Here is a 17,549-nt window from a genome sequence, read left to right on the forward strand (position 1 = left end):
GAAAAAATACGGCTAAAAAGCCTTTTACTTGACGCCTGTATGGCCAAAACCGCCGCTGGCGCGGTCCGACACGCTAAATTCTTCGACCACTTCGAATGCAACCTGAACGATTGGCACGATCACCATTTGTGCAATTCGGTCTCCCGGAGCGATCGTGAACGCTGTTTGCCCGCGATTCCAGAGTGACACCATTAACGGCCCTTGGTAGTCAGAATCAATCAAGCCGGTGAGGTTGCCCAGTACGATGCCGTGCTTATGGCCAAGTCCTGATCGCGGCAATAGTACGGCAGCTAAGGATGGATCGGCGACGTAAATCGACATGCCGGTCGGAATCAAAATCGTTTCGCCAGGTGCGATGCTGGTGTCTTGTTCAACACAGGCGCGTAAGTCCATGCCGGCCGAGCCACTGGTAGCGTAGTCAGGAAGTTCAAATTCGTTGCCGAGGCGTGGGTCAAGAATCTTTAACTGGATTGATTGTTTCATGTTTGTTTCTCATTCTTTTTTTGGTAGCTGTCGGCGATTTCGATAATCAGGCGGCGAGCCAGCGCATGTTTGCTTTGTTTGGGAAGATCAAGGACGCGGTCGCGGCTAATCAGCGAAATAGCGTTGTCTGGAACGCCAAAACCGGTTTCGCTACCACCGACATGATTGGCGGCGATTAGGTCGAGCTTCTTGCGTTCTAATTTACCGCGCGCATAGTCAACAACATCGTGGGTTTCGGCGGCAAATCCAACACAAAACGGCGCGTGCTCTAAGTTGGCGACGTCGGCTAAGATATCGGGGTTTTTGACCATGGTGATAGTCATTTCGTCAGCGTTCTTCTTGATTTTTTGATCCGCAGAGTCGACCGGCCGATAATCGGCTACCGCGGCCACGCCAATAAAGATGTCTTGTTCAGCGATGCGTTCCATTACTGCGTTGTGCATGTCACAAGCTGACACCACATCGACGCTTGTTACTCGCTCGGGTTTAGTGAGCGAGGTAGGGCCGCTTATTAACGTTACTTGTGCACCGGCTTCAGCGGCGGCTTGTGCGAGCGCGTAACCCATCATGCCTGAGCTGTGATTGGTGATGCCTCTGACCGGGTCGATTGCTTCCCATGTGGGGCCTGCGGTGAGCATAATGCGGCGGCCAGTTAGCGCCGTTGAGGTAAATAGCTCGGCAACGCGTTGGGCAATCTCGGCCGGCTGTAACATGCGGCCTGGCCCGACTTCGCCGCATGCTTGCTCGCCAGAATCGGGGCCTAGCACATGAATCTGGCGTTGTGTTAGAAGGTCTATATTGCTCAGCGTGGCGTGGTTTTGCCACATTTGTTGATTCATTGCTGGCGCTACCGCTATCGGTGCCTCAGTGGCCACGCACACGGTAGTGAGTAGCTCGTCGGCATTGCCTTGGCATAGGCGAGCAATAATGTTCGCGGTGGCTGGGGCAATTAGCACGATGTCGGCCCAGCGCGCTAAGTCAATATGACCCATGCCGGATTCACTTTCGGCGGTCATGGCGTAATTGTGTACTGCATGGCCGCTGACCGCTTGCAGTGCAAGTGGTGCAACGAACTGCTCAGAATTGCGGCTCATGATTACTTGCACCTCGGCCCCTAGCTCCGTGAGCTTCCGAACTAAGTCGGGAGTCTTATACGCGGCAATGCCAGCGCTGACGCCAAGTAAAACACGTTTATTGGTGAGGGTTTTCAAATTGAGGCTCTCGGTTGGAATTACTCGATTGTCGCCGATATTGGGCGCCACTCGAATCATTGTTAGATCGCATATGGGCACTAATTATCCCCGAACCAGAGAGTACATGCCAACTTTAATCGAACACACCTGCATAGTTGGGTATTTGGCTTTGTTGGGCGTTAAGGGTTTGTAGCTTCAGATTGATGCGTGGCATGCCTCACTGAAGGTAAAGAGTCAGGCGAGCGCTGGTTCATTCTGATGGCTTATGCTTTAATAAGCCGAACATAGGTTTGCGGTGGTTGTTAAATTGCTTCGAAAGTTAATTGCCAAGTCTTTTAGGCTTTCGGAATTTGCTTTAGGGTCAATTTAACAAAGAGCGAAGCACAAGCCAGCACGTCGCGTAAAAGGCGTCCATATTCTTGACATCGGATTGTTGAGAGTAATGCATCGAATGCCGCATTGGGGCGCATGTCGATTTCAAGATAGTTAAATTTAACAAGGAGAGTGAGCATGACTAGCGAGTTTGAACAAAAACCAATTTATCAGCGATTATTAGGTGCGGTTAGCCGTCCTCGCTCAACCGAGTCTGGAGCATCGCAGCGGTTGCCAATTAAAGATTGGCCAGAGGCTGAGCGACCGCGCGAGAAGTTGCTGTCCAATGGTGCGCAATCGCTGAGTGATGCAGAGCTATTGGCTTTGTTTATTCGCACCGGCATTCCTGGTAAGACGGCCATTGATATGGCTCGCGAAGCGCTGTTGGAGGCGGGCGGATTGCGTGCGTTGTTAAATATGTCGCGCACTGAAATTAAACAATTTAAGGGAATTGGTGATGCTAAATATGTTCAATTTAGTGCGGCGCTTGAGTTGGGGCGACGATATTTGATGGAGCGGTTAGAGCGCGGCGAAGCGATTACCAGCCCGCAAGCGAGTCGCGACTATTTAACGTTGCAGTTGAGAGACAAGCCTTACGAGGCATTTTTTGTGATGTATCTCGACAGCAAGCATCGAGTTATTCAGCATCAAGAGTTGTTTCGGGGCACTATCGATAACGCCTCGGTGCCGGTTAGAGAGGTAGTCAAAGAGGCGCTAAAACATAATGCAGCCGCCATGATAGTAGCGCATAATCATCCTTCTGGCGTGGCTGAACCAAGTGCGGCCGACAGAGCGCTTACCGAAACTTTGTCGTTGGCGCTGGCGATGGTGGGGGTCAAGCTTCTTGATCATTTTGTCGTTGGTGACTCTCAAGTTGTTTCGTTTGCTGAGATGGGCGCGCTGCCGTGACACCGCTTGAAATTCTGCTGAGAGAGTTGGTCATTTTTGAAAAGCCAAAAAAGACACGCTTTAGTTGTAAGAATTGGTTTTATTTTCAAGAGGTTTCTGGTATAAATCGCCCCCTAGATTGGCTAGCGGGTAACGATTTGCTGCGCTACCTAGAAAAAACAAACACTTAGCACGATCATGGCTCGGTTGAATTCGTCAATTGATTGAGGTTGGGCTAGGGCTCGCATTTAATAAGAGAAGGTTTAGTACGATGGCTAGAATATGTCAGGTGACCGGTAAAGGTACAACGTTTGGTAACAACGTGTCACACGCGAACAATCGCACGCGTCGCACATTTATGCCGAATTTGCACTACCGCAAATTTTGGGTTGAAAGTGAGAGCCGTTGGGTTCGATTGCGCGTGTCTTCTAAAGGCATTCGTATTATCGACAAAAAAGGCATTGATACAGTCTTGAAAGACTTGCGCACTAGTGGCGTAAAGGTATAAGCACGTCGACACTCGAACCAATATTGGAAAAAGGAGCTAAGTAGCATGAGAGATAAAATTAAGTTGGTGTCCACGGCTAAAACTGGGCATTACTACACGACCACTAAGAACAAGCGTACTATGACTGAAAAAATGGTCATAAAGAAGTATGATCCAGTGGTTCGTAAGCACGTCGAATACAAGGAAGCTAAAATCAAGTAGATTTACTTGCTTCTCGCAATGCGACGTAAAAAGCCAGCTTCTTAGCTGGCTTTTTTGTGTCAATTTTAAGCAAGGCTGGTGATCGCTGAAGGCGAGTCTTAGCTGGCCTACGCGGTTATTTGTGCGTGCTAAGTTCTTCCGCTGATGTTGGTAAGTTCGCTGCTTGATGCTGCGTTAATGCCCAGTCGATGTGTTCTTTAACAAGCTCTGTAGCGCTCTCGCGACGTGCTTTAAGTGCCTTAATTGACGCTGCTGTTGGTGAGGCGTTGCCGAGTGCGATCGCTATATTTCTTAACCAGCTTTCATAGCCTATTCGACGAATTGCGGTGCCCTCGGTGTTACGCAAAAACTGCTCCTCGGTCCATCCGAATAAATCGACTAATTTTTGATCGGTTAACTCAGCTCTGGGTGTGAAATCGGGTTCTTTCGTGGTCTGCGCAAACTTATTCCACGGGCAAACGAATTGACAATCGTCACAACCGTAGATTCGGTTACCCATTTTGGCGCGCAGCTCGGTAGGAATAGCGCCTTTTAATTCGATGGTTAAGTACGAGATGCATAGCCGAGCGTCAACTTGATAAGGGCCAATGATCGCTTGCGTTGGGCATACATCAATACAGCGTTGGCAGCTTCCGCAATGATTGGTGGCCGTTTGGTCGGTAGGTAGCGGTAAGTCAACATAGAGTTCGCCTAAGAAGAACCACGATCCGGTTTTTGAATCAAGCAGGTTGCTGTGTTTGCCGATCCAGCCTAAACCAGCTTTCTCGGCAATCGCTTTTTCCATAACGGGGGCGCTGTCAGTAAAAACGCGATAGCCGAAATCGCCAATCTTTTCTTGAATCCGTTGTGCCAACTTTTTAAGGCGCGCGCGCAGTACCTTGTGGTAATCACGGCCCAGAGCGTAACGCGAGATATAGCCAATGGAGTCTTGCGCGAGCATTGTCTCGGCATTCCGAATGTCAGCGGGAGCATAATCCATGCGTACTGAAATCACTCTCCGTGTGCCTTCGACCAACTTGCTTGGTTGTGTGCGTTTTACACCATGTTTGTGCATGTAGTCCATTTCGCCATGCATGCCAGCCGCAACCCAGTTTTCTAAGTGTGCTTCATGTTCGCTGAGGTCGGTGTCGGAAATGCCGACGGCGTCAAAGCCGAGGTCTAGCCCCCAGTCTTTTATTTGCTTGGCGAGTGCGTTGAGCTGTTCAGTGCTCAAGCTTTCATGTGAATTGCTGGTTGGAGATGTCATAATTGACGAATTCTAACCTAAGTTGCGTTGTGACGTTCGTGTTGAACGATAATTGATTATGCAATCACTTTTTGAATCCAAAAACCTAGAAAATTCTGAAGGCTTGGCTCAATGTCAAAGTCTTGATGATACTGAGGCGGCAGGCCGGGCTATCGCGGCACAGCTTACATTCCCGAGTTGTGTGTATCTGGATGGCGCGATGGCGGCGGGCAAAACAACCTTAGCTAAATCAATTATCCATGGTTTGGGCTATGTCGGCGACGTTACCAGCCCAACCTATAACTTGGTGCAGGAATATCCGGTGCGCGGTGGTACGGTATATCACATGGATTTATATCGACTCGAAGCACCTGAGGAGCTTGAGTTTTTAGCCCTTGATGATTTGTGGGGAGAGCAAAGTATATTTCTAGTTGAGTGGTCGGAGCGTGGAGTTGGCTGGCTGCCGCCAGCGACGCATCGAGTCGAAATCGAGTTGCCGCTGGATGCGCCGTCGACCTATCGCAATATAGTTTTCAAAACGGGTGCTTCGCTCAAGACCTAAGTAATACGCGGCGACTGAATATATTGCGTTCGAGTGGCAATGTAATCGATTGCTGTTTTACAAAAGTTTGCAGATTTTTATTTAATTTTGTGCGAACATTCGCGCGTTGCTAGTCCGAATTCGTCTCTTTTGGAGGCCGGTCGGCTTAGTGACTTCAAAGATTAATTTCTTTGATTCGGTTTGGTCTCCCAACCAATCCGATGCTACCCCGAGCTGGGTTGACACTCCCATCCCAACCCTTTCGTTGACCCAGCTCACTTTTAGCTCTAGTCTAATTTGTCTGATGTTCCGAGTCGCCAGCAAGCTTGAGGCCCAGTCTACATTCCTTAATATGATTTCATGCGCGAGCAGTGCGTAAGTTGTGTGCAGGCGATTGCGCTGAAGGCGCTTACACTGGTCTTGCTTGGGATGTGAAATGACACTCCTGTTATAGTGCTCGATTCTGAGCCCAAAAGCTGTTGTAATTGAACCATTAAAACAACAATATTTTTTACTCAAGTCGCCAAGACGTGATCGTCAATATCCATCACATGCTCCCTGTTACTGTCCGCCAGTCTATGCGACTGGTGCTGGCTGCGTTGATGGCAATTTGTTTGTGTTTGGCGGTGACCGTTCAGGCCCAGTCTAATGCTAAGAGGCAGGTCAATAATTTACGCATTTGGCATGCGCCGGACAAAACCCGTTTGGTATTTGATGTTTCAGAAGATGTGATTCATCAGGTGTTTGATTTAGATTCGCCACACCGCGTGGTTATCGATATTCAAAATGCTAATCTGAAAATGGTGTTGCCGAAGCTAGACGCCGCGAATGCGCATATCAGTGCAATTCGTTCGGGGCGACCTCGAGACAATGTATTGCGCTTGGTTCTCGATTTAAAAAAGCAGTTGCAGCAAACCAGTTTTGTGCTTACGCCCAACGAGTTGTATGGGTATCGTTTGGTGGTCGACTTAATTGATCCAGACGCCGCAGTGCTAAGCGACGCTGAGCAATCAAATAGTGGCGCAACAGTGCCGGCTAGTTTAGACCCTAATCAAAGCTCAAGTAGCGACGCGCCACCAACTACAACGCCAACTATCGACGCGTCGATTCCAGCTACTGAGGCTGTTGAGGCGACCGCTCCGACGCTTGAGCCGGTAATAATGGAAGTGGCACCAGTTAAAAAACTAGTGGTGGCGATTGACGCTGGACACGGCGGTGAAGACCCTGGTGCGCTTGGTCACCGAGGCAGTCGTGAGAAAGTGATAACACTAGAAATTGCTAAGCGCTTGAAGCGTGCGGTGGACTCCGATGGTCGCATGGAGGCGGTGTTAATTCGAACTGGTGACTACTACATTGACCTAAATCAGCGGCGACAAATGGCGCGAACCAAAGGTGCTGATTTGTTTGTTTCTATTCATGCCGATGCCTTTGGGCGCAAGTCTGCCAATGGTTTGTCGGTGTTTGCCTTATCTCAGAGCGGCGCGACTAGCGCCATGGCCAAAGCATTAGCGGCCAAGGAAAACGCATCGGATTTAATTGGTGGGGTTAGTCTAGCCAATAAAGATCAGGTGTTAGCTCAAGTCCTGGTTGATTTGTCGATGACCAATACCATTAGTGAAAGCGTCAATCTAGGTGGGCGGGTACTCAAAGAATTGAGCAAAGTAGGGCGGTTACACAGCAAACGCGTGGAGCAAGCGGGGTTTGCGGTTTTAAAGTCGCCAGATATGCCATCAATATTGATTGAAACTGGCTTTATTACTAACCCCGACGAGGAGCGAAATCTTCGTTCATCGCGTTACCAACAGAAAATTGCGGATGCAGTTTATACTGCGATCACTCAGTATTACGAACAAACTCCATATTACAGCGCGGCTAGCTATGCGGCACCACGCATAAGCAATGGTTCGGCGTCGACTAGCGGTGCTACCGCCTATCATCGTGTTGTTCGAGGTGATAGCTTGTCGGTGATTGCCGCTCGTTACGGCACCACAATGCGAGAGTTGAAGCGCCTTAACAATATGCGTAGCAACACAGTGATGCTTGGCACTCGCCTAAGAGTTCCTGCACCGGCCGGTCAGTTAAGCTCGTCAGCTGGTAATGCGGCGAGATCACCAGTTGAACACGTGGTGGTAAACGGCGATTCGCTGTCCAAGATTTCGGCGCAATACAATATTACAATCCGCGCGATTAAGTCGCTAAATAACTTAAGTAAGGACACTTTGTATTTGGGGCAGCGTCTAAAATTACCAGCAGGTAGCAATACGCCCCGAGTGCCCCGAACTCACCGAGTGCGGCGTGGTGATACGCTCTCGGAAATAGCGTTAAAATACGGTTCGACTGAGAAAAAAATAATGCATGCCAATCAAATGCGTAGTCGAACTGTTATGCTTGGACAGACCTTAAAAATCCCTTAATTTGTTTTGTCGCCACGTTTCGACTAGCTGTAATATTATGCCTGAATCGCTTCACGAGTCTCATCGAATACAAGCCCTGGACCCGCGTCTGATTAATCAGATTGCGGCCGGCGAAATCATCGAACGCCCGGCGTCGATGCTAAAAGAGCTGGTGGAAAATGCACTGGATGCTGGTGCTACGTCGATTGATATTGAGGTCGACAATGCTGGCGTAAAGCGCCTTAAAATTACCGATAATGGCCACGGGATCTTGCGCCAAGATTTGGCGATGGCTTTGTCGCGTCATGCAACGAGTAAAATTCATGATTTAGATGACCTCGAGCAGATCGCTACGCTCGGGTTTCGCGGCGAAGCATTGCCGAGTATCGCGTCGGTAACGCGCATGTCGATTCAGTCTCGCGAGCAAGATGCAGATCAAGCATGGCTGGTGTCGAGTGACGGTAATAATATAACCACCGACCCTCAGCCGATTGCTCATCCGGTTGGCACCACCATTGAAACGCGCGACCTATTTTACAATACGCCAGCGCGACGTAAGTTCTTGCGCACCGATACCACCGAGTTCAAACATTTAGATCAAGTCGTCCGGCGCATGGCCTTGTCGCGCTTCGATGTGGCTTTTAAATTGTCGCACAATGGTCGTGTTGTCATGCATTTGCCGGCCGTGCCAGCTGATGATCCGCGTCGTTTGAAAATGGTGTGTGGTGACAATGTGCCCGAAAATAGTGTGTATTTTGATGAGCAGCGTGAGGATATGCGCTTATCTGGGTGGGCTGGCTTGCCTAGCTTCTCTCGCAGCCAAGCGGATATGCAGTACTTCTTTCTCAATGGTCGATTGATCCGCGACAAAACAGTGGTTCACGCGATTCGATTGGGTTATCAAGACGTACTGTTTCACGGGCGGCATCCGGTTTATGTGTTGTATCTCGAAATGGATCCAGCGCGCGTTGACGTTAATGTGCATCCAACCAAGCATGAGGTACGCTTTCGTGAGAGTGGCCAAGTGCATAGCTTTGTGTTTCGTACGTTGCAGGCGGTAATGAGCCGCAGTGCTGGCGAAGTGGGTAGCTTACAGGTTGATGCAGAGACTGGTGCGGCGGCGCCTAAGCCGCTCAGCGCGAATGAGCTCGCCCCGCAAATAACTCAACAAAACCCATTGCGTTACCGTGAGTCTGAGCCGTTGACGCCACAGCAGGTTCGAGACCAAATAACGGGTTATCAAACGATTTCGCAGGGCGTGTTTCGAGCTAGTCCGAGCCAAGGTATGGTTGAGCCGGCTGTGATTTCATCAACTTTGAATGCGATCACTTTGAACGCGACCACTTTGAATGCGACCACTAGTGTTGCTGAGCATGCTAGTGATGCCGAGTCGGAAATTCCTCCTTTGGGTTATGCGCTAGCGCAGCTCAAGGGTGTGTATATTTTGGCTGAGAATACGCAAGGCCTTATTCTGGTTGATATGCACGCGGCTCATGAACGTATTACCTATGAACGACTAAAGTCCGCGGTTGAAGCGGCCGCCGTTAGGCAGCAGCCCTTGCTGGTGCCGGTTACTATTCAAGTGAGTGATAGTGAGATTCAAGCATGGCAGGAGCAGCGTGAGTTGTTCGACCAGCTAGGCCTTGAAGTTGAGCAGCTTGATACTAAAGTATTGGTTATTCGCAGTGTGCCGGATATATTGGTCAATGCTGATGTGTCGCAGTTGGTACGCGATGTGTTGTCAGATTTGGTGGCCGACGAGCACAGTAGCCGCATTACCGACACCATTCATGAGATATTGTCATCAATGGCTTGTCATGGTTCGGTGCGCGCAAATCGCTTGTTATCGATCGCTGAAATGAATGCACTGCTGCGTGATATGGAAGCTACTGAGCGCAGTGGACAGTGTAATCACGGGCGTCCGACCTGGGTGCAAATGTCTTTGTCGCAATTAGATGGTTGGTTCAAGCGTGGCCAGTAACGGCCAAGTGAGTGTCGAGCACACTGGCGAGTTGTTGCCAGTGGTGTGTTTAATGGGGCCTACTGCGACCGGTAAAACCGACGCGGCGGCTCAGCTCACTGAGTCGCTCGACGCGGAAATTATTAGTGTCGATTCGTCGTTGGTGTATCGCGGCATGGACATTGGCACCGCCAAACCCGATGCTGAATTTTTGCGGCGTTACCCGCATCACTTAGTCGATATTCGCGACCCCAACGACACTTACTCAGTTGCCGACTTTTACCAAGACTGCACCCGTTTAATCGAGCAGATCACGGCACGCGGGCGAGTGCCAATTCTGGCTGGTGGCACGATGTTCTACTATAACGCCTTGGAACAAGGGTTGACCGACTTGCCGCAAGCGAATCCTGCTTTGCGGGCCGAGATCGACTCTCAAGCTAAAGCATTAGGTTGGACGGCGATGCACCAAAAATTGGCGCAGTTAGACTCTGAAAGTGCTGCCCGAATTGACCCTCAAGATACGCAGCGTGTGCAGCGAGCGTTGGAAATCGTTATGAGTAGTGGCATGACCGTGCAGGCGCACAATGCCAAGCGCAAACCGGGTATCGCTAATCCGTTGGTTAAAATTGCATTGGCGTTTTCTGATCGTTCGGTATTGCATGAGCGTATCGCGCTCCGTTTCGATATTATGTTGGAGCAGGGATTGCAGTCTGAGGTCGAAGCGTTGTTGCAGTCGGGCGTTAATCGAGATACTCCGGCAATGCGCATGATTGGGTATCGACAAATGCTTGAATTTTTAGAAGACGGCCTCACTAAGACAGTGATGCGTGACAAAGGTGTTGCTGCGACACGCCAGCTGGCTAAGCGACAGCTTACTTGGCTGAGAAATCAACGTAATGTGCTGTGGTGGATGGACTCTGGTTTAAAAGATAAGCAATTTCAACCGCTTGTCCAACTAGTTCGCTCTATTATTAGGGTTTAGTCACCTAATTTGAGCAAATCCTCATTTAAGTAGATTATACTTGTCGAGTGATTTGATTCGCGGGGGAGTCCAATTAATTGTGAGTTTTGCTAGGCAGAACTCTAGGTTTGGGCTTTCTTCCTACTAAACTTCCGCGTTCACGTTGCTGTACTTACCATGCCCGGTGCTTAAATCGCTGCACAAGGCTTACCCAGGCGTCTAACTTGTTCGATTCTTCTTTAGGGGTCGCGCGAGTCCCATATCTGCCGCCGAGTACCCTTTGGCGGTTAGAGAAATGGTCTAATAATTAGTAAAACGAGAATAATAAAAATGGCACAGAATAAAGGAACAGCGCTTCAAGATCCCTTCCTTAACGCGCTACGAAAGGAACGAATTCCGGTATCAATCTATTTAGTTAACGGTATCAAATTGCAGGGGCAAGTTGAATCGTTTGATCAATTTGTCATTGTGTTACGAAATACTGTGAATCAGATGATTTACAAGCATGCGGTCTCGACCGTGGTGCCGTCTAAAGCGGTACGGATTGAGTTTGATGAGGCAGAGTAGTCGTAACGAGCTTGTATTTAGCTGTTCGCGCCCCAATAAATAGTGTATTGCTAACGCTAACAGCAAACCTGAGTGATCAGGTAGAGACTTAAGCGATGCGCATTGTTTCGAGTTATTAGTAAAACTCGAGTCATTTGCAAAACCCGAGCGCGGTATTAATACCGCGCAAGCCCCATTTTGAACGTCTGTAGGACTTTATAATTACCTGTGTTTGAACTCGCTGAAGCGAAAGCTAAACCTAATGCGCTGATTTTGTATCAGCGCGACTCGGCTCAAGAAGATAGTGAAATTCTTGAAGAAATACAATTGCTTGCTGAGTCAGCTGGAGCGGTTGTTATTGATACTATTACGGCTTTTCGTCGCAGTCCTGACCCTTCTACTTATATTGGTAAAGGCAAAGTTGCTGAAATCAGTGAGCGGATTGAGCCAGAGTCGATCGATTTAGTGATCTTGAATCATTCCGTGAGTCCGATCCAAGAGCGTAACCTTGAAAAAGAACTTAAGGTGCGAGTACTGGATCGAACTGGGTTGATTTTAGATATCTTTGCGCAGCGCGCCACCAGTCATGAGGGTAAGCTGCAAGTCGAACTGGCTCAGCTACAACATATTGCCACTCGCCTAGTACGCGGCTGGACTCACTTGGAACGCCAGAAAGGTGGTATTGGCCTACGTGGTCCAGGTGAAACTCAATTGGAAACCGATCGGCGGCTAATCGGGCATCGAATTAAGGCGCTTAATAAACGTTTAGATACTGTATCGGCTCAGCGCCAATTACGACGCAAGTCACGCGCCAAAGTACCAGTGCCGACGGTGTCATTAGTGGGTTACACCAACGCTGGCAAGTCTTCGTTATTTAATAGAATTACGGATTCGGATTTATACGTCCAGGACCAATTGTTTGCGACATTGGACACCACTATGCGACGGGTCGAGTTGCCTGAGTTTGGTGCGGCTATATTGTCAGACACGGTAGGCTTTATTCGAGACCTGCCGCACTCATTGGTTGAAGCATTTCATTCAACGCTGGAAGAGGTGAGTAATGCCCATCTTCTATTGCACGTGGTGGATGTGGTTAGTAATCATCGCGAAGAATGCATTTCTGAAGTAAATAGCGTGCTGAGCGAGATTGAAGCATCATCGATACCAACAATCATGGTATACAACAAAATTGATTTATCTGGAACCGCCCCCAAGATCAAGCGAGATCCAGATGGACGAGTAAAAGCCGTCTGGTTGTCTGCCCATACCGGGGCTGGGGTCGATCTTTTATTGACGGCAATCGAAGAATATTTGTCGGTTCTACATACCCGCTGTCGGGTCACATTTGCTGCAAGTGAAGGTAGACTGCGAGCCGCATTGTACGAAAAACATATCGTCAAACAAGAAGTTGTCGCAGACGACGGATCGTTTGAGTTAGAGCTTGAACTTTCGCCCGCCGATTTAGGTTGGCTGCGGAAACAGAACAAGATACAAGAAATTGAAACATTGTAGTCATCGCAATCATCCTATCTTTGATAGAATTATCCGCGTTAACCCGCTTACTGGAGAAATATAAGATGCCTTGGAATGAACCTGGCTCAGGTAACTCAGGAGACCGTGACCCTTGGGGGAATAACGGCAATAAGAATCGTGGCAATCAAGGCCCCGATATTGACCAAATTATAGACAATGTTCGCAAACGCTTCGGCGGTGGTGGCGGCGGTAGCAATGGTGGAAAAACTGGCGGAGGCCGAGGTCTATTTTCACCATATTTGCTGATTGTCGTCGTGGCTATTGGCTACTGGCTAACGCAGTCTTTCTACCAAGTTGACGAGGGTCATCAAAGCATTGAGCTGCGATTCGGCAAGTTCAAGCAAACCGTTGGCGCAGGTCTGAAATTTATCGCTTGGCCGTTAGAGCAAAAAATCATTATTGATACGCAACAAGTGAGAACGGTTGAGGTTGGTTATCGCAACAATTCTGCTGAGCTTAAAGAAGCGTTGATGCTGACTGAAGATCAGAACATTGTTGACGTTACCATGGCGGTTCAATACACCATTAAGTCGATTGAAGACCTTGTGTTCAATGTCGGCGATCTGCAATTGAATAATCGCGGTGCGGTTGGCATTGATTTTGTGGTGCGTAGCGCTACCGAAAGTGCCTTGCGAGAAGTCGTCGGTCGAACCCAGATGGACGAGCTGCTAACCACCGAGCGGGCCGTGGTCGATTCGGAAACTGAATCGCTATTACAGGTTATTTTGGATCGTTACAATTCAGGTATCCAAATTGAGTCGATCGAGATTCAGGATGCCAAACCACCGGTTCAAGTGCGTGATGCATTCGACGATGTAGTGAAGGCTGACCAAGACCGTGAAAAGTTGAAAAACCAAGCTGAAGCTTATTCGAAACAAATTATTCCGAACGCGCGTGGTGAAGCCGCCCGTATTCTGCAAGAAGCCGAAGCTTATAAAGCTAAGATTGTTGCGGAAGCCACCGGTGAAGCCGAGCGTTTTAGTAAAATTCTAACGGAATACCAAAAAGCACCTGAAATCACTCGCAAGCGTCTTTATATCGAAACGATGGAGCAAGTGTTGTCTGAAAGCAGCAAGGTGATGATCGACCAGAAATCTGGTAGCGGGAATAGCTTGATGTATTTGCCAATCGATAAAATTATTGAAAATCAAAGTCAGCGTAAAGGGGCCCGAATTGATCAAAGTGATGGCAATTTGATTCCCCAGCCGCAGACGCAGTCTGAGTCTATGATTAAAAGCCAAAGCTCAAGCCGAGGAGGTCGATAAATGAAATCTGAAAACCTTTTTATGGGCATTGCCATTGTTATTGCACTTGCCGTTGTGGTGTTCTCGAGTTCGCTGTTCACCGTGAATCAGTGGGAACGTGCGCTTAAGTTTCAATTTGGTGAGTTCTCCGGTGAAGAAATTCAACCGGGTATTAATTTTAAGATTCCGTTTGTGAATACCATTGAGAAATATGATATTCGAATTCAAACAATGGATCGGCCACCTGAGCGATTTATTACTGTCGACAAAGAAGAATTGTTGGTTGATAGTTTTGTTAAATGGCGCATCAACGATCTGCAGAAGTACTTTAAGACAGTGAAATTTCGCGCCAATGCTGAGAATCGCTTGGAACAAAAAATCAACAACAGTCTTAAGGCGCAGATTGCTAGACGCAACATTAATGACGTGGTCGCCGGTGATCGCGGTGAAATCATGAGTGTGGTTCAGCAAGCGATTGATTCCGAAGCCGCGGCAATTGGTGTCGAGGTGGTGGATGTGCGTCTGAAACGAGTTGATTTGGCAGACCAAATTCAGGCAAATGTATTCGAGAGAATGCGCTCTGAACGTGAAAGAATCGCCAATGAGTATCGTGCAACGGGTAATGAGGCGGCGATTGAAATTCGCGCAAACGCTGACCGTACCAAAGTTGAGCTAGTCTCAGAAGCTGAAAAGAAAGCGCAGCTAACACGCGGTGATGCGGACGCTTCGGCCACCAAAATCTACGCCGATGCCTTTGGTGCTGACGTTGAGTTTTATGACTTTTTCCGAAGTCTGAACGCGTACAAGGCAACGTTTAATTCATCTGGTGATTTGATTATTCTTGATCCAGAATCGGATTTCTTTAAGCACTTTAATTCAGCAACGCGATAAATCGTTGCGAACACTCTAAGCCTTCCAGTGACCGTTTTTGTTGGTCACTGCGGAGGCTTTAGCTAAGCGTCAGAATACTCTGCGCTTTCTTGTCGCAAGGGGCTATGTTCAGGTACTTGATCCAAGTATAATCTGCCCGTAATTAACCGGACTCTTAGTAAAAGAAGGCGACTCGCCATGGTCAATGACGCTAACTGGCTACTTCCAGAAGGTGTTGAAGAAATCCTGCCTGACGAGGCCATCAAGTTAGAAATGCTCCGCCGCTCGGTCTTGGATGATCTTGCATCGCGTGGTTTTAACTTGGTGATGCCACCAGTCATGGAGTTTGTCGATGCATTACTCACCGGAACCGGTGAAGAGCTGGATACCCAGACTTATAAATTTATGGACCAGCATACTCACAGAATGCTGGGAATTCGTGCGGATATCACACCGCAGATCGCCAGAATTGATTCCCATTACTTAGCTGATCTTGACGTAAATAAATTATGTTATGCCGGCACGGTGTTGCGAACTCAGCCTGCCCATATGGGCGGTCAGCGAGAATTATTGCAAATTGGTGCTGAGATATTTGGCGTCGATGACGAAAGCGCTGATCTTGAGATTATTCAAGCCATGCTGCAAGCCTTGTCGTTAAGTCGCGCGGCGGATGTTACCCTTAGCTTAGGCCATGTTGGTATTTACCGTGCATTGCTAAACGAACAGTCAGTAGACGGATTGCTTGAGCAGCGTTTACGCGATGTCTTGCTGCGTAAGTCAACGCCGGATTTAGATGCCTTAAGCGAGCAAATCGATATCGCACCGTTTAAGGTTTTATTGTCGTTACAAGGCTCAACCGATGTATTGGCGAATGCTCACAAGGCGTTTGGCCATAATCAAGAATTAGCTGATTCGTTAGCGCAACTAGAGACTGTTGTGAGCGAGTTAAAGGCTAACAAAAGTGCGATTAAAGTGCATATCGACCTAGCTGATGTGGCTGGGTATCGGTACCACACCGGCTTGAAGTACGAGGCGTTCGTTAGTGGCCGCGGAAGTGCCGTTGCACAAGGTGGTCGCTATGATCGAATTGGTCGATTGTTTGGCCGAGGACGCGCCGCAACAGGTTTCAGTGCTGACCTCAAAACCTTGGTTAAACTAGGTTAGTCGAGCGCCAGGCCTAGCGCGGGCTTTAGGGTAATACGTTGCGGCGTAAGACCCGTTGACCGTAGTAAAGGGCTGTGTGTTTTTATCGAATGATGTCGCTCGATTGATGTGGCAACGTTTTAAATATTATCGAAATAATTGAATTTAGAATGAGCAAAAAAGTAATTGTAGTCGGTACCCAATGGGGCGATGAAGGCAAAGGTAAAGTGGTCGATCTATTGACCGATGTTGCTAATGTTGTGGTGCGTTTTCAAGGCGGCCATAATGCCGGACATACGCTCGTAATCGACGGCAAGAAAACCGTGCTGCATTTGATTCCTTCTGGCGTATTGCGCGAAGGTGTTCATTGTTTGATCGGTAATGGTGTTGTGCTCGCACCGGATGCGTTGTTCCACGAGGTCGACGAACTGGAGCGCAATGGCGTGCCTGTTAGTCAACGTCTTGGTATCAGCGAAGCGTGTCCATTGATCCTGCCGCATCATGTGGCGTTGGATCAAGCGCGTGAAATAAAGCGCGGCAAAGATGCAATTGGCACAACTGGTCGCGGTATTGGCCCGGCCTATGAAGACAAAGTTGCACGACGTGGCATTCGGCTTGGTGATTTAGTTTATGACTATCAGTTTGCTGAAAAGCTTGAAAGCGTCATGGAATATCATAATTTTGCTTTAGAGCATTATTATAAAGTGGCTCCGCTTGATTTTAATGAGGTGCTGGAGCAATGCTTAGTTTATAAAGAACGATTAGCACCGCTGACCGTTGATGTAACCCAATTATTGGATGATTACACGCGTGAAGGGCGGCCTATGATGTTTGAAGGCGCTCAAGGTATGATGTTAGATATTGATCACGGTACATACCCTTATGTAACGTCATCCAATACTTCCGCTGGTTACGCCTCGCCGGGTACTGGCGTTGGACCGACTGTGTTTGACGACGTGCTTGGCATTGTTAAGGCATACACCACGCGTGTCGGCGCCGGACCGTTCCCAACTGAGCTGGATTGCGACGTGGGCCAACACCTCGGTGAAAAAGGCCACGAATTTGGCGCAACTACTGGGCGTTCACGACGTTGCGGTTGGTTTGACGCGGTATTACTACAGCGTTCACGCCAAGTAAACGGGTTAACCTCGTTGTGTTTAACCAAACTCGATGTGCTTGATGGCTTATCGGAGTTGAAAATATGTACTGCTTATCGTTATAAAGGTAAGGAGATTGCGGTATCACCGTTAGGTGCAGAAGCCCTGACTGAATGTGAGCCAATATATGAAACGATGCCTGGCTGGACAGAAACCACTCAGGGCGCGCAGAGCATGGCCGAATTGCCAGTCGCTGCGCAAAATTACGTAGCACGTTTAGCTGAATTAGTTGGCGTGCCCATTGATATTGTTTCCACCGGTCCAGACCGTGCAGAAACAATTGTATTAAGAGACCTCTACGCATAAATTAAGAGTAAGAGGTTAGGATTAG

Annotated in this window: 16 protein-coding genes; 13 read left to right on the forward strand and 3 right to left on the reverse strand. The window is 48.6% G+C overall.

The features are described from left to right. Positions 1-24 precede the first annotated feature (24 nt). Together dut and coaBC are read right to left on the reverse strand one after the other, a co-directional pair. Entirely contained in the window at positions 25-483 is a 459-nt protein-coding gene (dut, locus tag DFR28_RS14995; RefSeq protein WP_113955190.1) for a dUTP diphosphatase, read from the reverse strand. Continuing rightward, positions 480-1,754, reverse strand: coding sequence for a bifunctional phosphopantothenoylcysteine decarboxylase/phosphopantothenate--cysteine ligase CoaBC (gene coaBC, locus DFR28_RS15000; RefSeq protein ID WP_113955191.1), 1,275 nt, complete (start codon positions 1,752-1,754; stop codon positions 480-482). Before coaBC ends, dut begins: the two co-directional genes overlap by 4 nt. 525 nt (positions 1,755-2,279) lie before the next feature. Between coaBC and radC the strand changes: the two genes are divergently transcribed. The 3 genes from radC (at position 2,280) to rpmG (ending at position 3,645) form a co-directional block, all read left to right on the forward strand. Beyond that, complete coding sequence (gene radC / locus DFR28_RS15005; protein ID WP_113955262.1) at positions 2,280-2,957, forward strand: RadC family protein; 678 nt, start codon at positions 2,280-2,282, stop codon at positions 2,955-2,957. 250 nt (positions 2,958-3,207) lie between these two features. Continuing rightward, a complete protein-coding gene (gene rpmB, locus DFR28_RS15010; RefSeq protein ID WP_113955192.1) occupies positions 3,208-3,444 on the forward strand; it encodes a 50S ribosomal protein L28 in 237 nt (78 codons plus the stop codon). Positions 3,445-3,489: 45 nt separating this feature from the next. Continuing rightward, positions 3,490-3,645, forward strand: coding sequence for a 50S ribosomal protein L33 (rpmG, locus tag DFR28_RS15015; protein WP_113955193.1), 156 nt, complete (start codon positions 3,490-3,492; stop codon positions 3,643-3,645). A gap of 115 nt (positions 3,646-3,760) precedes the next feature. On the opposite strand, the gene queG is transcribed toward rpmG, so the two are convergent. Beyond that, positions 3,761-4,891, reverse strand: a complete 1,131-nt coding sequence (gene queG, locus DFR28_RS15020; protein WP_113955194.1) for a tRNA epoxyqueuosine(34) reductase QueG — start codon at positions 4,889-4,891, stop codon at positions 3,761-3,763. 58 nt (positions 4,892-4,949) lie between these two features. On the opposite strand from queG, the gene tsaE reads away from it, so the two are divergent. The 10 genes from tsaE to DFR28_RS15075 all read left to right on the forward strand — a co-directional run bounded on the left by tsaE (position 4,950) and on the right by DFR28_RS15075 (position 17,524). Continuing rightward, positions 4,950-5,432 (forward strand): tRNA (adenosine(37)-N6)-threonylcarbamoyltransferase complex ATPase subunit type 1 TsaE, encoded by a 483-nt coding sequence (gene tsaE, locus DFR28_RS15025; RefSeq protein ID WP_113955195.1) that lies wholly within the window; start codon positions 4,950-4,952, stop codon positions 5,430-5,432. Positions 5,433-5,962: 530 nt separating this feature from the next. Continuing rightward, positions 5,963-7,825 carry an N-acetylmuramoyl-L-alanine amidase gene (locus tag DFR28_RS15035; protein ID WP_113955197.1) on the forward strand — a complete coding sequence of 621 codons (1,863 nt, stop codon included), beginning with the start codon at positions 5,963-5,965 and terminating at the stop codon, positions 7,823-7,825. A gap of 37 nt (positions 7,826-7,862) precedes the next feature. Then, positions 7,863-9,785 carry a DNA mismatch repair endonuclease MutL gene (gene mutL, locus DFR28_RS15040; protein ID WP_113955198.1) on the forward strand — a complete coding sequence of 641 codons (1,923 nt, stop codon included), beginning with the start codon at positions 7,863-7,865 and terminating at the stop codon, positions 9,783-9,785. Further along, positions 9,760-10,746: a tRNA (adenosine(37)-N6)-dimethylallyltransferase MiaA gene (gene miaA / locus DFR28_RS15045; protein WP_113955199.1), complete on the forward strand. Its 987-nt coding sequence runs from the start codon at positions 9,760-9,762 to the stop codon at positions 10,744-10,746. Before mutL ends, miaA begins: the two co-directional genes overlap by 26 nt. Before the next feature lie 309 nt (positions 10,747-11,055). After that, a complete protein-coding gene (gene hfq, locus DFR28_RS15050) occupies positions 11,056-11,292 on the forward strand; it encodes an RNA chaperone Hfq (RefSeq protein WP_113955200.1) in 237 nt (78 codons plus the stop codon). 207 nt (positions 11,293-11,499) lie between these two features. Continuing rightward, positions 11,500-12,783 carry a ribosome rescue GTPase HflX gene (gene hflX, locus DFR28_RS15055; RefSeq protein ID WP_211317007.1) on the forward strand — a complete coding sequence of 428 codons (1,284 nt, stop codon included), beginning with the start codon at positions 11,500-11,502 and terminating at the stop codon, positions 12,781-12,783. Positions 12,784-12,848: 65 nt separating this feature from the next. Then, complete coding sequence (gene hflK, locus DFR28_RS15060; RefSeq protein WP_113955201.1) at positions 12,849-14,069, forward strand: FtsH protease activity modulator HflK; 1,221 nt, start codon at positions 12,849-12,851, stop codon at positions 14,067-14,069. Further along, on the forward strand, positions 14,070-14,939 hold the full coding sequence (hflC, locus tag DFR28_RS15065) for a protease modulator HflC (RefSeq protein ID WP_113955202.1): 870 nt from the start codon (positions 14,070-14,072) through the stop codon (positions 14,937-14,939). A 177-nt stretch (positions 14,940-15,116) separates the two neighbouring features. Further along, on the forward strand, positions 15,117-16,082 hold the full coding sequence (locus DFR28_RS15070; RefSeq protein ID WP_113955203.1) for an ATP phosphoribosyltransferase regulatory subunit: 966 nt from the start codon (positions 15,117-15,119) through the stop codon (positions 16,080-16,082). Between the two features lie 149 nt (positions 16,083-16,231). Beyond that, positions 16,232-17,524 carry an adenylosuccinate synthase gene (locus tag DFR28_RS15075; protein ID WP_113955204.1) on the forward strand — a complete coding sequence of 431 codons (1,293 nt, stop codon included), beginning with the start codon at positions 16,232-16,234 and terminating at the stop codon, positions 17,522-17,524. The last annotated feature ends 25 nt before the right edge of the window (positions 17,525-17,549 follow it).

It is taken from the genome of Arenicella xantha (genome assembly GCF_003315245.1).
GTDB classification, from domain to species: domain Bacteria; phylum Pseudomonadota; class Gammaproteobacteria; order Arenicellales; family Arenicellaceae; genus Arenicella; species Arenicella xantha.

Coding starts and splice junctions, on each gene's coding strand:
- rpmG (WP_113955193.1), top strand. CDS start 3,490: ATGAGAGATAAAATTAAGTTGGTGTCCACGGCTAAAACTGGGCATTAC.
- coaBC (WP_113955191.1), bottom strand. CDS start 1,754: ATGATTCGAGTGGCGCCCAATATCGGCGACAATCGAGTAATTCCAACC.
- tsaE (WP_113955195.1), top strand. CDS start 4,950: ATGCAATCACTTTTTGAATCCAAAAACCTAGAAAATTCTGAAGGCTTG.
- dut (WP_113955190.1), bottom strand. CDS start 483: ATGAAACAATCAATCCAGTTAAAGATTCTTGACCCACGCCTCGGCAAC.
- mutL (WP_113955198.1), top strand. CDS start 7,863: ATGCCTGAATCGCTTCACGAGTCTCATCGAATACAAGCCCTGGACCCG.
- hflK (WP_113955201.1), top strand. CDS start 12,849: ATGCCTTGGAATGAACCTGGCTCAGGTAACTCAGGAGACCGTGACCCT.
- hfq (WP_113955200.1), top strand. CDS start 11,056: ATGGCACAGAATAAAGGAACAGCGCTTCAAGATCCCTTCCTTAACGCG.
- DFR28_RS15035 (WP_113955197.1), top strand. CDS start 5,963: ATGCTCCCTGTTACTGTCCGCCAGTCTATGCGACTGGTGCTGGCTGCG.
- queG (WP_113955194.1), bottom strand. CDS start 4,891: ATGACATCTCCAACCAGCAATTCACATGAAAGCTTGAGCACTGAACAG.
- rpmB (WP_113955192.1), top strand. CDS start 3,208: ATGGCTAGAATATGTCAGGTGACCGGTAAAGGTACAACGTTTGGTAAC.
- hflC (WP_113955202.1), top strand. CDS start 14,070: ATGAAATCTGAAAACCTTTTTATGGGCATTGCCATTGTTATTGCACTT.
- DFR28_RS15075 (WP_113955204.1), top strand. CDS start 16,232: ATGAGCAAAAAAGTAATTGTAGTCGGTACCCAATGGGGCGATGAAGGC.
- miaA (WP_113955199.1), top strand. CDS start 9,760: ATGGTTGGTTCAAGCGTGGCCAGTAACGGCCAAGTGAGTGTCGAGCAC.
- DFR28_RS15070 (WP_113955203.1), top strand. CDS start 15,117: ATGGTCAATGACGCTAACTGGCTACTTCCAGAAGGTGTTGAAGAAATC.